The sequence below is a fragment of the Burkholderia sp. AU31652 genome (genome assembly GCF_002223155.1).
Classification (GTDB): Bacteria; Pseudomonadota; Gammaproteobacteria; order Burkholderiales; family Burkholderiaceae; genus Burkholderia.
Map to the genome: position 1 here is coordinate 2497059 of NZ_NKFG01000005.1, position 13920 is coordinate 2510978.

At 67.2% G+C, this 13920-nt stretch carries 12 protein-coding genes; 7 read left to right on the forward strand and 5 right to left on the reverse strand.

Annotated elements, in window-relative coordinates:
* Positions 1-5 precede the first annotated feature (5 nt).
* The 6 genes from CFB40_RS28740 (at position 6) to CFB40_RS28765 (ending at position 6751) form a co-directional block, all read left to right on the forward strand.
* On the forward strand, positions 6-1400 hold the full coding sequence (locus tag CFB40_RS28740) for a UbiD family decarboxylase (protein ID WP_089433096.1): 1395 nt from the start codon (positions 6-8) through the stop codon (positions 1398-1400).
* Positions 1397-2011, forward strand: coding sequence for a UbiX family flavin prenyltransferase (locus CFB40_RS28745; protein ID WP_089426887.1), 615 nt, complete (start codon positions 1397-1399; stop codon positions 2009-2011). Before CFB40_RS28740 ends, CFB40_RS28745 begins: the two co-directional genes overlap by 4 nt.
* On the forward strand, positions 2008-3108 hold the full coding sequence (locus tag CFB40_RS28750) for a CobW family GTP-binding protein (RefSeq protein ID WP_089433097.1): 1101 nt from the start codon (positions 2008-2010) through the stop codon (positions 3106-3108). The genes CFB40_RS28745 and CFB40_RS28750 overlap by 4 nt, the downstream gene beginning before the upstream one ends.
* A gap of 61 nt (positions 3109-3169) precedes the next feature.
* Positions 3170-4543: a nucleobase:cation symporter-2 family protein gene (locus tag CFB40_RS28755; RefSeq protein WP_089426885.1), complete on the forward strand. Its 1374-nt coding sequence runs from the start codon at positions 3170-3172 to the stop codon at positions 4541-4543.
* Positions 4544-4628: 85 nt separating this feature from the next.
* Entirely contained in the window at positions 4629-6011 is a 1383-nt protein-coding gene (locus CFB40_RS28760) for an amidohydrolase family protein (RefSeq protein ID WP_089426884.1), read from the forward strand.
* 14 nt (positions 6012-6025) lie between these two features.
* Positions 6026-6751, forward strand: a complete 726-nt coding sequence (locus CFB40_RS28765; protein ID WP_089433098.1) for a maleate cis-trans isomerase family protein — start codon at positions 6026-6028, stop codon at positions 6749-6751.
* 65 nt (positions 6752-6816) lie between these two features.
* Here CFB40_RS28765 and CFB40_RS28770 read toward each other — a convergent pair whose 3' ends face one another.
* The 5 genes from CFB40_RS28770 to CFB40_RS28790 form a co-directional block, all read right to left on the reverse strand.
* Entirely contained in the window at positions 6817-7542 is a 726-nt protein-coding gene (locus CFB40_RS28770) for an SMI1/KNR4 family protein (protein ID WP_089426882.1), read from the reverse strand.
* A 34-nt stretch (positions 7543-7576) separates the two neighbouring features.
* On the reverse strand, positions 7577-8878 hold the full coding sequence (locus CFB40_RS28775; protein ID WP_089426881.1) for a PAAR domain-containing protein: 1302 nt from the start codon (positions 8876-8878) through the stop codon (positions 7577-7579).
* Complete coding sequence (locus CFB40_RS28780) at positions 8875-9669, reverse strand: DUF1795 domain-containing protein (protein WP_174973737.1); 795 nt, start codon at positions 9667-9669, stop codon at positions 8875-8877. Before CFB40_RS28780 ends, CFB40_RS28775 begins: the two co-directional genes overlap by 4 nt.
* A 77-nt stretch (positions 9670-9746) precedes the next feature.
* Complete coding sequence (locus CFB40_RS28785; protein ID WP_089496388.1) at positions 9747-10199, reverse strand: hypothetical protein; 453 nt, start codon at positions 10197-10199, stop codon at positions 9747-9749.
* 88 nt (positions 10200-10287) lie between these two features.
* Positions 10288-13155 (reverse strand): type VI secretion system Vgr family protein, encoded by a 2868-nt coding sequence (locus tag CFB40_RS28790; protein WP_179255314.1) that lies wholly within the window; start codon positions 13153-13155, stop codon positions 10288-10290.
* Between CFB40_RS28790 and CFB40_RS38840 the strand changes: the two genes are divergently transcribed.
* Complete coding sequence (locus tag CFB40_RS38840; protein ID WP_174973743.1) at positions 13154-13612, forward strand: hypothetical protein; 459 nt, start codon at positions 13154-13156, stop codon at positions 13610-13612. The genes CFB40_RS28790 and CFB40_RS38840 overlap by 2 nt on opposite strands.
* The last annotated feature ends 308 nt before the right edge of the window (positions 13613-13920 follow it).

Here is a 13920-nt window from a genome sequence, read left to right on the forward strand (position 1 = left end):
GCATCATGGCGTCCAGCTTTTTCGCCGAGCAGCAGGATTTTCATCACTTCGCGAACGCCTATCGCGAACGCTTTCCGGACGACGTGCTGACGCTCGCGCAGCCGCTGTCCGCCGACCAGGACGTCACGGCCGTCGTCGCGTCGCTCGCCGCGCGCGGGCGGCACGAGATGCTCGTCTGCGAGCGCGTCGACGGTGTGTCGACACCGCTCGTCACCAACGTATTTGCGTCCCGCACGCGCATCGGCCGGCTGTTCGGCGTCGATGCGAACGGCCTGTTCGACGCGTGGCAGCAGCGTGCGAACGCGCCCGTCGCGCCGGTCGTCGTGCCGCACGGCCCCGTGCTCGATCAGGTGACCGAAGGCGACGCGGTCGATCTCGCGCAGTTGCCGATGATCCGCCACTTCGAAACCGATCGCGGGCCCTACGTGACCAACGCGGTGATCGTCGCCGAAGATCCGGTGACGGGCGTCGCGAACCTCAGCTACCACCGCTCGATGCCGCATGCGCGCAACGCGCTGGCGACGAGCCTGCATTCGCGCGGCCATCTGTGGCGGATGCTGCAGACCGCGAAGGCGCGCGGCGACACGCTCAAGGTGGCGATGGTGATCGGCGCGCATCCGCTGTTCATGCTCGCGGCCGCCGCTCGCGTGCCGTTCGGCGCGGATGAGCGCGCGATTGCCGGCGGGCTGTTCGGCGCGCCGCTGCAACTCGTGCGCACGCCGCGCCACGGCATCGGCGTGCCGGCCGCCGCCGAGTTCGTGCTCGAAGGCACGATCGATCCCGACGCGCATGCGGAAGAAGGCCCGTTCGGCGAATTCACCGGCTACTCGTCGGACCGCTCGACCAACAACGTGCTGCGCATCGACGCGATGATGCGACGCAAGGATGCATGGCTCATCGACGTGGTCGGCGGCCCGTACGCGGAACACCTGACGCTCGCGCGACTGCCGCGCGAAGCCGAGATGAGCGAGAAGCTGAAGGCGCGCTTTCCGGCCGTCACCGCGATCCACTATCCGAATTCCGGCACGCACTTTCACTGCTACGTCGCGCTGAAGCAGTCGCGCGACGGCGAGGCGCGCCAGATCATGCTCGCGCTGCTCGGCTGGGATCCGTACCTGAAGAACGTCGTCGCGGTCGACAGCGACGTCGACATCACCGACGACGCGCAGGTGCTGTGGGCCATCGCGACGCACTTCCAGCCGCACCGCGACCTGTTCGTCGTCGACGGCCTGCCCGGCAGCCCGCTCGATCCGTCGTCGTCGGCCGACGGCACGACGTCGCGGATGGGGATCGACGCGACGCGCGGCTCGCGCTTCGACGGCGTGCGCGCACGCGTCGGCGACGCCGCGATGCAGCGTGCCGCACACGTGATCGCGCAACTCGGCGGAGCGTCGCGATGAGCGCGCGGCGGCTCGTGGTCGGCATCAGCGGCGCATCCGGCTTCGTGTACGGGATGCGGCTGCTCGCGCTGCTGCGCGACCTCGACATCGAGACGCACGTCGTCGTGTCGCGCGCCGCCGCACTGACGATGGCGCACGAGACCGACTTCCGGCTGTCCGACATCACGGCGCTCGCGAGCGTGCTGTACCGCAGCGACGACATCGCGGCGCCGATCTCGAGCGGGTCGTTCCGCACGCTCGGGATGATCGTCGCGCCGTGCTCGATGAAGACGCTCGCCGAGATCGCGAGCGGTCTTTCCTCCGGCCTGATCTCGCGCGCGGCCGACGTCGTGCTGAAGGAGCGCCGCCGGCTCGTGCTGCTCGCACGCGAGACGCCGTACACGCTCACGCACCTGCGCAACATGGCCACCGTCACGGAGATGGGCGCGATCGTCGCGCCGCCGGTGCCGGCGTTCTACGCGCGCCCCGCTTCGCTCGACCAGATGATCGACCACACGCTCGGCCGCGTGCTCGACCTGTTCGACCTCGATTCCCGCACCGTCCATCGCTGGAAAGAAAACGCATCACAGCCGAACCCGCAGCCCAACCGACTCAACGGAGATGCATCATGACCCACATCCACACCACCCACAGCAACGTCGAGAAGATTCCGGTCACCGTGCTCACGGGCTTTCTCGGCGCGGGCAAGACCACGCTGCTGAACTACATCCTGCGCGAGAAGCACGGCCGCAAGATCGCGGTGATCGAGAACGAGTTCGGCGAGATCGGCATCGACGGCGGCCTCGTGCTCGAATCGACCGAGGAAATCTACGAGATGACCAACGGCTGCGTGTGCTGCGTCGGCGCGGTGCGCGAGGACCTCGTGCGGATCGTGCGGATGCTCGTCGCGCGCCCCGACCGGCTCGATCACATCATCGTCGAGACGAGCGGCCTCGCCGATCCGTATCCGGTCGCGCAGACCTTCTTCCTCGACGATCCGATCGCGAAGGAGGTCGCGCTCGACGCGGTCGTCACGATGGTCGACGCGAAGCATATCCGCGCGCACCTCGACGATCTGGTGCTCGACGGCCGCGACAACCAGGCGGTCGACCAGATCGTCTGCGCGGACCGCATCGTGATCAACAAGGTCGACCTCGTCGACGCACCGGACGTCGATGCGCTGACCGCGCGGCTGCGCGCGCTGAACACGACGGCGGAGATCGTCACGTCGAGCTACGCGCAGGTCGATCTCGATCGCATCCTCGGCATCGGCGCGAACGAATTCGCGCAGATCCTCGTCGAGAGCGACGGGCTGCAGGCCGATGCGCCGCATGCGGGCGAACACGAGCACGCGCACGAGCACGAGCATGAGCACGACGACCACGCACACGACGACGATCACGATCATCACGAACACGACGCGAGCGTGTCGTCGGTCGGCATCGAAGTGGAGGCGGACGTCGATCTCGACGCGCTCGAGGCGTGGCTCGGCGAGCTGCGCCGCGCCGATACCGCGAACCTGTTCCGGATGAAGGGCATCCTCGCCGTGCAGGGCCGCGCGCAGCGCTACGTGCTGCAGGGCGTGCACGGCGTGATCGAACTGCGCGCCGCGCAGGCGTGGGGGTGCGAGCCGCGCTCGTCACGCATCGTTTTCATCGGCCGCGACCTCGATCGCGCCGCGCTGACCGACCGCTTCCATGCCTGTCTCGCCGCGGCGGTCGCGGCCTGACGGGCACGCCAGGCGGGCGCATCGCGCGCCCGCCCGCAAACGAACCTCAGGAGACTCGCCCATGAACGCTGCTTCACATCCCGTCGATCGGGTCCTGCCGCGCCGCCAGATGCTGACGCTCGGCCTGCAACACATGCTCGTCGCCTATATCGGCGCGATCGCGGTGCCGCTGATCGTCGCATCGGCGTTGAAGATGTCGCCCGCCGACACGACCGTGCTGATCAGCACCGCGCTGTTCTGTTCCGGCATCTCGACGATCCTGCAAACGGTCGGCGTCTGGAAACTCGGCGTGCGCCTGCCGATCCTGCAGGGCGTCGCGTTCAGCAGCGTCGGCCCCGTGATCGCGATCGGCCTGACGCCGGGCGTGGGATTCGCCGGCGTGTGCGGCGCGGTGATCGGCGCGGGCATCATCACGACCTTCGCCGCGCCGCTGGTCGGCCGGTTGCGCCGCCTGTTCCCGCCGGTCGTGACCGGCTGCATCGTCACCGTGATCGGGCTGCAGCTGTTTCCGGTCGCGTACCAGTGGGCCGGCGGCGGCGACGCGGCGAAGCTGCAGTTCGGCGAGCTGTCGTTTCTCGCGGTCGCGCTCGTCGTCGCGGTCGTAATCCTCGCGGTCAACCGCTTCGCGAACGCGTTCCTGCGCAACCTGTCGGTGCTGATCGGGCTCGTCGCGGGCAGCCTGCTCGCGATCGCGCTCGGGATGGGCAACTTCACGAACGTCGCCGCCGCGCCGTGGTTCACCGTGCCCTACCCGTTCCACTTCGGCACACCGGTGTTCGCGATCGTGCCGGTGCTGACGATGGTCGTCGTGATGATCGTGCAGATGGTCGAGTCGATGGGCCTGTTCGTCGCGATCGGCGACATCGTCGAGAAGCAGGTGAGCGAGGAGGACGTGGTGCGCGGGCTGCGGGCGAACGGCGTCGCGAGCGCGATCGCCGGCACGTTCGCCGCGTTCCCGTTCATCGCGTTCATGGAGAACGTCGGGCTCGTGATCCTGACCGGCGTGCGCAGCCGCTGGATCGTCGCGGTCAGCGGCGTGCTGATGTGCGTCGTCGCGCTGGTGCCGAAGATCGGCGCGATCGTCGCGTCGACGCCGTCGGCCGCGCTCGGCGGTGCCGGTATCGCGATGTTCGGCGTGGTGGTCGCCGCCGGCGTGCAGACGCTCGCGAAAGTCGACTTCGAAGGCAACCGCTACAACGTGCTGATCGTCGGCTTCACGATCGCGACCGCGCTGATTCCGGTGATGGCGCCGAAGGTGTTCGCGCACATGCCCGACTGGACGCAGCCGTTCCTGCACAGCGGCGTCGTGCTCGCGTGCCTCGTGTCGGTGCTGCTCAACGCGCTGCTCAACGGTGTGCCGGCGGCCGCCCCCGTTGAATCGCACGTCCACGCCGACGCCGCGCACGGCAGCCCGATGGCGCGCGAGTGCGACTGACGGGCTGCATGCCGCGCGCGGCATCGAGCCCGCGCGGCGCCTGACGAACAACAACCCGACTATCCGTATCCGAGGAGACCCGACCATGAGCGTTCCTTCTTCTTCGCTGCTGATCCGCAACCCGATCGCGGTCATGAGCGGCCGCACCGGCGACGCCGCGCGGCTCGGCCAGGCCGACCTGCGCATCCGCGACGGCCGGATCGAGACGATTGCGCCTGATCTCGCACCGCTGCCCGGCGAACGCGTGATCGACGCGACCGACTGCGTCGTCTACCCGGGCTGGGTCAACACGCATCACCATCTGTTCCAGAACCTGCTGAAGGCCGTGCCGGCCGGGATCAACGCCGGCCTGCAGGAATGGCTTGCGGCCGTGCCGTATCCGCGTGTCGCGCGCTTCACGCCGGCACTCGCGCGCATCGCCGCACGCCTCGGCTTCGCGGAGCTGCTGCTGTCCGGCGTGACGACCTGCGCCGATCACCACTACCTGTATCACGCGGGCGGCACGACCGAGACCGGCGACCTGCTGTTCGACGAAGCGGCCAGCTTCGGGATGCGTTTCGTGCTGTGCCGCGGCGGCGCATTGCAGGCGGCCGGCGATCATCCGGGCTTCGCCGGCACGGCATTGCAGCCCGAGACGCTCGACCAGATGCTTGCCGACATCGAGCGCCTGAAGGCGCGTTATCACGACGCGGGCACGGCATCGATGCGCCGCGTGGTCGTCGCCCCGACGACACCGACCTTCTCACTGCCGCCCGACCTGCTGCCCGAAGTGGCACGCGCCGCGCGCGGGATGGGCCTGCGGCTGCATTCGCACCTGTCGGAGACGACGCGTTACGTGGACTTCTGTCGCGAGCGCTACGGCAAGCTGCCGGTCGAATTCGTCGCCGAACACGAATGGCTCGGCCCCGATGTGTGGTTCGCGCACCTCGTCCATCTCGAGGAGAACGAAATCGCGCTGCTCGCCGAAACGGGCACCGGCTGCTCGCACTGCCCCGTCAGCAATGCGCGGCTCGGCAGCGGCATCGCGCCCGCGCCGCGCATGGCGGCGGCCGGCGTGCCGGTGTCGCTCGGCGTCGACGGTGTCGCGTCGAACGAATCCGGCAGCATGACGCACGAAGCGAATTTCGCCTGGCTCGTGCATCGTGCGGCGCACGGTGCGGCGGCCACCACCGCCGAGGAGGTGCTGCACTGGGGCACCCAAGGCGGCGCGCGCGTGCTCGGGCTGAACGCGGTCGGCACGCTGGAACCGGGCCAGGCCGCCGATCTCGTGCTGTACGACGTGAGCGGGCCGCGCTTCAACGGCTTCCACGATTACGCAATCGCCCCGGTTGCGGCCGGCGAGCCCGCGCCGGTGAAGTACAACATCGTGAACGGCCGCGTCGTGGTGGACAACGGCGAGATTCCAGGCCTCGACCTGGCCGCGCTGCGCCGCGAGGCCGTTGACGCCGTGCGGCAGTTGCTCGATTGAACGGACGCCCCGCGATGAATCCGCGCATCCACATCGGCATCCTGACGCCGTCGTCGAACACCGCGCTCGAACCGCTGACGACCGCGATCGTCGCCGGGCTGCCAGACGTCAGCGTGCATTTCGCGCGCTTCACCGTGACCGAGATTGCGCTCACCGAGGCCGCGCTCGACCAGTTCGACGCGGCGCGCATGCTCGTCGCGGCGCGGCAGCTCGCCGACGCGCGCGTCGACGTGATCGGCTGGAGCGGCACGTCGGCCGGCTGGCTCGGCTTCGAACGCGACGCGGCGCTGTGTCGCGTCATCGAGAAGGCCACCGGCATTCCGGCGACGACGTCCGTGCTTGCGTTGAACGAACTGCTCGAACGCACCGGCGTGCGGCGGCTCGGCCTCGTCACGCCGTATCTCGACGACGTGCAGCAGCGGATCATGCGCCAGTATGCGCAACTCGGCATCGAATGCGTGGGCGAACAGCATCTCGGGTTGCGCGACAACTTCAGCTTCGCGGAGGTGCCCGATACGCAGCTTGCGGCGCTGATGCGCCAGGCTGCGCGGGCGCGACCGGATGCGGTGGCGACGTTCTGCACGAACCTGCATGCCGCCCATCTGGTCGGGCCGTTCGAGCAGGCGACCGGGATCGCCGTTTATGACACGGTGTCGACCGTGGTGTGGAAAACGCTGAGGATGGCGGGGGTCGATACGCGCGTGCTGGCGCGATGGGGGAAGCTGTTCGAAATGAGCTGACGACGGACGCGCCGGACGGCCCACGCCGACACGCCCGGCGCCCGAAAGGCGCCGGGCGTGTCTCATCATCGCTTGTCGGCTTCCTCGACGAAAATCTCGAACCACGCGTTCATCACGGCCCAGAAATCCACCGGCTCGAGTTCGGTCGGATTCTCATGCCACCAGATCCGCCCTGCGTCGCTGCCGTCGCCGGCGCTGTCGCGCAGGTCGAGGCACAGATAGTCGCCGCCGCCATTCTGGAACACCGTCCACACGAGATCCGGATTCACGCCGAGCTGGCGCGTCTCGTCGGGCGTCAGGTCGAGCTTGTCCGTCAGCGCGGTCTGGTCGCCGATCGGCAACGGGCCCATCGAGTTCGCAGGGAAGAACGTCCAGCCGTTGTGCGTGAACTGGTAGAAGCTGCGCAGATCGTCGGGCAATGCGCGCCACAGCGGCATGTCATCCGATACGAGATCGCCGAGCGGCGGATGGCCGATGAAGAAGTTCAGGTCGTCCTGTTCGACCGTGTACGGATAGAGCAGGCACAGATCGCCGTTCTCCTTCTGGAACACGGCGGGGCGCCGCAGCTTCTCCGCGAAGAACTGCTCGACCGCCGGCAAGCGGCCGGCGACGCCCGCCCACATCTTCGCGAGCCAGTTGCCCAGCGCGGCGTCGGGCGTATCCAGCAGCACGCGCCATGCGGTCGGCACCTGCACGTCGGCGGGAATCTCGTTCGCTGCAAGCCAGACCTGGCCGCGCAGCTTGAAGCGCTTCAGTTCGGCCGTGTAAGTCGTTGCGGATAGCTCAATCATTGCCACTCACCCTTGAATTCGTCGTCGACACATTCTACTTGGGCTGATCGCCAAGCAAATCCTTGATCTGCTGCTGCAGCATCGTCCGGTTGTCGGCCTCGCGCTGCATCATCTGCTGCCTGAATCCTTCGTCGACCTTGATGCCGCCCTTCTTGTATTCGGTCCAGTCGGCATAGGACTTCGACCCCTTCGACGTGTTCGCCGTCTCGCTCAGGCCCGTGAAGTTGTCGGAGTTGTTCAGGACCTTGACCTGGTTGTCGAAGGACAGATCCTTGAACCCGGGCATCTCGGTGATCTCCTTCATCGATACGATGTGGTCCGCATGCAGCGGCTTGTCGATCGTCAGGCCCGGCAGCGCGGGATCGTCCATGCCCGGCTCGTAGTTCTCGTTGACCATCTTCTGGATCTTCGAGCTCGGCGTCTTGGCGCGCAGCTGATCGTACAGCGTGCGCGGCACGCCCTTGGTCGTGACGCGGACGTTGCCGCCGTTCGCGCCGAGCGTGTTCGGCTCGATCTCCACCTTGGTGCGGTTCAACACATCGACCGCGTTCTTCGCGGCTTCCGTGTCGGCGCCCTTCGCGCCCAGGCCGAGCAGCGCGAACCCGGCGACACCGACCATGATGTCGCCGTAGCCGGGGCCCAGCGACTCGCCCCATGAATGGAGCGCATTCAGGCCGACGTTGGCGCCGATCACGGTGCCCGCGAACAGTGCGGTGGCGCCCAGGCCGGCCGCGAGCGCGCCCAGCCCGGCCGCGCCGAGCGCGACGAAGCCAAGCACTTCGAGGGCCGTCTCGAACATCGCTTCCGTGTCGTGAATCTCCACGACGGTGACGGTCTCGCCGCCGACCGTCACGTTGTCGCTCGCCGTCTTGATGGCCGCGCCGCATTCCATCTTCATCGACAGGCGCGCCATCGGCTTGCCGTTGACGGTCACGGTGCGCGACCCCTGCGCGACCAGCAACCGCGTCTGCGGAAAATGATTGAACGGCAGGCCGTTGCATTCGTCCGCATAGTCGACGCCGGCGCGCAGCGCGGAGCGACTGTTGACCGTGACGTTCGGCGATCCCTGATGCAGCATGCCGGTGGTTGGACCGGGCAGGTTGGCCGCTTTCTGGATGCCGCGGACCAGCGCGCCGCCGGCAAGGCCGCCACCCGCCACGCAGCCGCCGATGATCGCGACGAGCGCGAGGCCGCCGGTGGCCGCGGTCGCCGTCACGATGGCCGCCGCGACCACCGCGCCGACCACCGCGCCCGCGATCATGCCGAGCAGGCCGAAGCCATGCCCGATCTCGTCGCCCATGCGGGCCGCGCGCAGGGCGGCCTCGGCACCGCTCATGACGACGCGCCGTCCGGCCGCGCGGCGGCCTGCTGACGCAGATGTGCTTCGATATCCTGCAGCGAGACCAGCGGCGGCACCCCCTCCACGGCCGTGACCGCGTCGAGCCGGCGCAGCAGCGGGAGCCCCGAATAGCCACGGCTGGGCCTCAACTCGTAGCGCCCTTCCGCCTTGAACAGCCCCTGGCGGCTGTGCTGGACAATGCTCGGTTCGAGCGGCGAGCCGTCGCTCGCGAAGAACACCCAGTCGTGACCTTCGACTTCGCGCGTGCTGATCCGCTCGCACACCGTGCGCAGGTCCGGATAGACGCGCAGCACGCGTGTCTTGGCCGACAGCGCGAACACGTGCGGCAGGCTTTCGTGCGCGGCCGCCGGCGTATCGGCTTCATCCGGCACCGGAGGCATCACGACGAACGACGCCAGGATCGACGTCCACGCGGGCACGTGCCGCTCGAAATCCTCCACGCGTGCATTGAGCGTGAACACCAGCATCGCGTCGTCGAGGCGGACCATCGCCTGCCGCTGCCGCAGCACCGTCTTGTCGCTGCGCCACTGGTAGTCGAGCATGATGCCCGGCAGTCCGCCGATCGTGACGGCCTCCCGCGCGAGCGGCTTGTAGCCCGGAAACTGGCGCTTGAACGCCGTCTGCTGCACATCCGCGTACGCGCCGGCGTCATCGAGCGGCGTGTCGTAGTCGCGCGTCACCACGAATGCGACGTCCTTGCGACCGGACGCATCCGGCAAATGGAACACATTCATGGTCTGGTCTCGCCAGCCGTCGGGCAATGCCATGCGCCCCTCGTGCAATCGGTAAGCCGCCATTCCGTTTTTCCTTTTATCGATCCACGCACATGCGTGAGGGGCGCGCGTTACTTCGCCTTCTCGCCGAAACCGACGCTCGACAGGCAATCGGGGTTGCGCTCCGCGAACCCGAACACGAGTTCGCCCCAGGGGGTCTCCGAGCGGAACGTCGTCTCCTCGTTCGGCGAGCGGCCCGTCGGCGTACCGGCGATCCGCATCCCGGCGAAATGCGCCTTCACGTCGTCGCGGCCGACGCAACGGCCGGACAGCGTCAACGTCAGCGCACCCTGCGCGCCGCCTTCATTGCTCGTGCGCAGCACGACGCGCTCGATCTGCGTGCCGTCGTCGAGCTTGATCGGCGCGCCATCGTCGTTGCTCCAGAACGTGAAGTATTCGTTGCTCGATTCGCTGCGCGCGAGCTTCGCGTGCAGCAGGTGCTCGACGGGTTCGCGCCGGATCGGCTGATGCGCGCCGATCTGGTCGATCACTTGCCAGAGACTGAGTTGAACGGTGGTGTGCATCTTCTTCGATCCTTGCGAACAAGCCGGTGTCATGCCCAGCGACAATGCGAGCAGCAGCGAGGCGGCGATCGCCGCGCCGCGGCCGCGCTTAATGGGACGGGGGGTAAGTACGGTCATACCAGCTTCCGTAGTACGTTTGATAATTGACATACTGGCCGTTGACGGGCACCGACGCGTATTCTCCCGTGCCATAGACGTGGCCGATGGCGGCCCGTGCCGCGTTCGCGTCGCCGTTCTTCACGAACTGGTTGTACGCGGCATTGTAGGCCGGCGAATTGGCCGGATTGCCGGCGATCTGGATGTCGGGGCCGCCGTGCGCGAGGATTTCGCGCTGCACCTTGATGTTGTTCATCGTCGCCGCGCCTTCGTCCGCCAGTTCGCTGTTGACGTAATTGGTCTTGCTCGATAAATCCGGCGCGCCCGGGTACAGCGCGTGTCCGGTTTCATGCGCGAGCCCCTGGACGACGGCCTGCGGATTGCCGCGGTCGTTGCCGTCGATCACGATCGTCGGCGGCTGGCCGTGCTTGTTCGTGGACGACCCCTGATTCGCCGGACCGTACTGGATATGCCAGCCGTCCTTCTGCAACTTGGCGATGTCGTGTTCGAGCGTCGGCGACTTCGCGGCGAGCTTGTCGACGTCGGCGCCGAGCCCGGTCGCCACGGCTTTCTTCGGCGCGCCTTTCGCCTGCTTTTTCCCGTGCGCCGGCGCAGCGGCGGCTGCCCCTCCGCCACCGCCGCCGCCCCCTCCTCCGCCCCCCCCTGCCGCCGGCGCGGCGGCGTTCGGCCCGGGATCGGTCGGATCGTTCACCGGCACGAGCGGCGGCGCCGCGGGCCCGGTCGCGCCATCGGGATTCAGGTCGACACTTTGTGAGCCCAGCACGACCACGCGCGTGCCGTCGAGCACGATCTGCCCGTCGGCCGACAGCGTGATCTTCGCCTTCCCGCATTCGAGCACGATCGACTGGGAGCCCTTGACGTGCACGTGCTCGGTATCGGATTCGATCTGCACGGGGCCCTTCGCCTTGAGCGCCATGTGCTGTTCCTGCGCATGCAGGATCACCGCCGTCTTCGCCGTGTGCTGGATGTGCTCGTCCTGCGACTGCACGGAAATCGCCTTGCGCACGATGCTCGCGTGCTGGCCCTGCGTGACGACGTTGGTCTGGTTCGGGCCGTTCACGACCGTCACGTGATTGTTCTGGACCGTCGTGGCCATATCCTTCTGGCTGTGGATATTGACCAGTTCCTCGCCCTTCTTGTCGTGGATCACGACTTCGCAGAACCCGCCGCCGCCGGGCGTGGAGTTGCTGTGAAAACCCATCTGGTGCGCGCCGTCGGGCAAGTCGTAGGGCGGCGTCTGTTCCGCGTTGAACATGCGGCCGACGATGATCGGCCGGTCGGGATCGCCGTTGAGGAAATCGACGATGACCTCCTGGTTCACGCGCGGAATCGCAACGGTGCCCCAGCCGCGCCCTGCCCACGGCTGCGACACGCGGATCCAGCAGGAGCTGTCCTGGTCGTTCTTGCCGTAGCGGTCCCACGGGAACTGCACCTTGATCCGGCCCATGCCGTCGGTATGAATCTCCTGCCCCTTCGGGCCGACCACGATCGCGCTCTGCGGGCCGGGCATCACCGGCTTGTCATGTTGCCGCACCGGACGATACGGAATCTTGCTGCGGATCAGCGTCAGTTCGTTGCGGAAACTGCCGGGCTGCGCCGAGGCATCGTCGAAGTTGTTCTTCGCGTCGATCCGGATCCCGACGACCAGGAACGTGTTGTCGTCCTGCTTGGCCGGGTCGAACCAGAAGTGCCCGTCGATCTTGAACTTGCGGCCGACCGTGAGCCCGCGGCAACCGGATTCGCCGCGAAATACCTTGGCCTGCCACTCGTACACCTCGAGCCGGCGCTTGGCTTCCGCCTCGCCCGCGCGGGTGTCCTTGTAGGCGAATGCCGAACTGCCGTCGTACACCTCGAGCTTCGGTGCATTGCCCTGATCGGCCAGCGTCGGCAGTTCGACGTAAGGCCGGCCCTTCGGGTGCTTGTAGTCGAACGTATGCAGCGCCACCACGCCGGGCTGGGTTTCACGGCTCGCCGATAGCGCGGTCAGGCGGTCCGCCTGCTGCACGCCGCTCGCCGCGTTGTAGGTCACGACGGGATCGTGCGCCTGGTCGGGACAGGACGCCGAATCGTCAGCGATCACGAGCGTGTGACCGTCCTGCCGGTATTCGAAGTAGTAGAACAGCCCGTGCCGCTCGAGCAGCCGGCTGACGAAATTCAGGTCGCTTTCCTGGAACTGGACGACGTAATCCTCGGGCTTCAGTTCCTGCTTGATGTGCGTCTGGTAATCGACCAGCGCGCCGTAATCGGCGAAGACCTTGCGCAGCACGTCGAGCACCGTGACCTGCTGATAGATCCGGCTGTTGACCCGCTTGCCGAGATACCAGAGCCACGGCGCCAGGTCGCCGCGATAGTGCGCGATGCCGCCGTCGTTGCGCTCGAAGCCGAACCGGACCAGATAGCCGTGAATCTGCCGCTCCGATCCGTCCTGGAGCGTGATGTTCACGGCGACCGCCTGGTTCAGCACGTCCTTGAGGTCGATCGACGGATTCTGCGTGATCAGGTCGAGCGTGTAGCCGGGCATTTCCGACAGCGCTTCGCCACCGGTGATCGCCGCGATCGACAGCGCGCGGTTGCCGGTCAGCGACGACTGGAAGCGCAGCAGGCGCGTCGTCTCGCTGAACGGCAACGACGCGGCCGAGGCGCCGGGCTGCGCGGCCGTCTGGCCCGGAACGAAGAATTGCGGTGCGGAAGCGAGATCGGAAAGCGGCTGCCCGGCGAGCGGGTGATCGTCGACAGCCGGCGGCGCGTCGGCAGCCGCCATCGGCATCGCCGAGGCGCCCGCGCCGCGCATGCCGGCCATCGCGCCGGACGCGAGTTGCCCGGCAAGCGGATTCAGCATGCCGGCCGCCGGTGCGGCCATCGACGCCGCGATCTGCGCCGGATTCCCGCCGGCGGCCAGGGCCTGCATGACGGCCGATGCGGTCGGCGCGATCTTGCCGACGACGGGATTCGCCGCCGCGGCCATTTGCATCGCGCCCGACTGCAGCGCGCCGGCAAGCGGGGACGATCCCGCGGACTCGGCCAATCCGGCGATTCCTGGCAACTCTTTCATGGGCCCTCTCGCTTTCTTTTCTGATTGCCGCGACGCAGGCGACGCGGCATTACTACATGTCGATGTCCGAAATATTAATTTCCGAATGCATCTTCGACGGAATGCGATTCGCGGCTTTCAGGCAATCAATGCAATCGCATTCGCCAGCAGGCAAACATTCGAGAAAATCGGCATTTTCTCCCACGCTTATGTCTTTTTCTTGGCGGGGATCGGCTGTCTCTCACGACAAGCGGCGCCATCATAACGGGCCGCCTCGGGCGAGTCCATACCTTTCAATTAAGTAGTCCCCTCGAATTCCGGCAGCCAGCTGATTATGCAGCCGGCCTTCATTTCCCGGGACGGGTAACTTTGACATTTCCGCGATGCAGCACGGGATAATTTACCGATACGGTAAATAACCACAAGTCGGCAATTTAAAAACAAACGAGTCCCGGCGAATCGCGCCGCAACGCGGTTTTCCGGCATTGTCAGTCATTCCGGAATGACTGGAGCCGCACACCTGTCGATCACGCAATCGACTATCGCTGGCGAATTGCGCGCGCGCATGAGATT

Coding starts and splice junctions, on each gene's coding strand:
- CFB40_RS28740 (WP_089433096.1), top strand. CDS start 6: ATGGCGTCCAGCTTTTTCGCCGAGCAGCAGGATTTTCATCACTTCGCG.
- CFB40_RS28790 (WP_179255314.1), bottom strand. CDS start 13,155: ATGCTGAATCCGCTTGCCGGGCAACTCGCGTCCGGCGCGATGGCCGGC.
- CFB40_RS38840 (WP_174973743.1), top strand. CDS start 13,154: ATGCCGGCCGCCGGTGCGGCCATCGACGCCGCGATCTGCGCCGGATTC.
- CFB40_RS28765 (WP_089433098.1), top strand. CDS start 6,026: ATGAATCCGCGCATCCACATCGGCATCCTGACGCCGTCGTCGAACACC.
- CFB40_RS28760 (WP_089426884.1), top strand. CDS start 4,629: ATGAGCGTTCCTTCTTCTTCGCTGCTGATCCGCAACCCGATCGCGGTC.
- CFB40_RS28780 (WP_174973737.1), bottom strand. CDS start 9,669: ATGGCATTGCCCGACGGCTGGCGAGACCAGACCATGAATGTGTTCCAT.
- CFB40_RS28750 (WP_089433097.1), top strand. CDS start 2,008: ATGACCCACATCCACACCACCCACAGCAACGTCGAGAAGATTCCGGTC.
- CFB40_RS28785 (WP_089496388.1), bottom strand. CDS start 10,199: ATGCACACCACCGTTCAACTCAGTCTCTGGCAAGTGATCGACCAGATC.
- CFB40_RS28775 (WP_089426881.1), bottom strand. CDS start 8,878: ATGAGCGGTGCCGAGGCCGCCCTGCGCGCGGCCCGCATGGGCGACGAG.
- CFB40_RS28755 (WP_089426885.1), top strand. CDS start 3,170: ATGAACGCTGCTTCACATCCCGTCGATCGGGTCCTGCCGCGCCGCCAG.
- CFB40_RS28770 (WP_089426882.1), bottom strand. CDS start 7,542: ATGATTGAGCTATCCGCAACGACTTACACGGCCGAACTGAAGCGCTTC.
- CFB40_RS28745 (WP_089426887.1), top strand. CDS start 1,397: ATGAGCGCGCGGCGGCTCGTGGTCGGCATCAGCGGCGCATCCGGCTTC.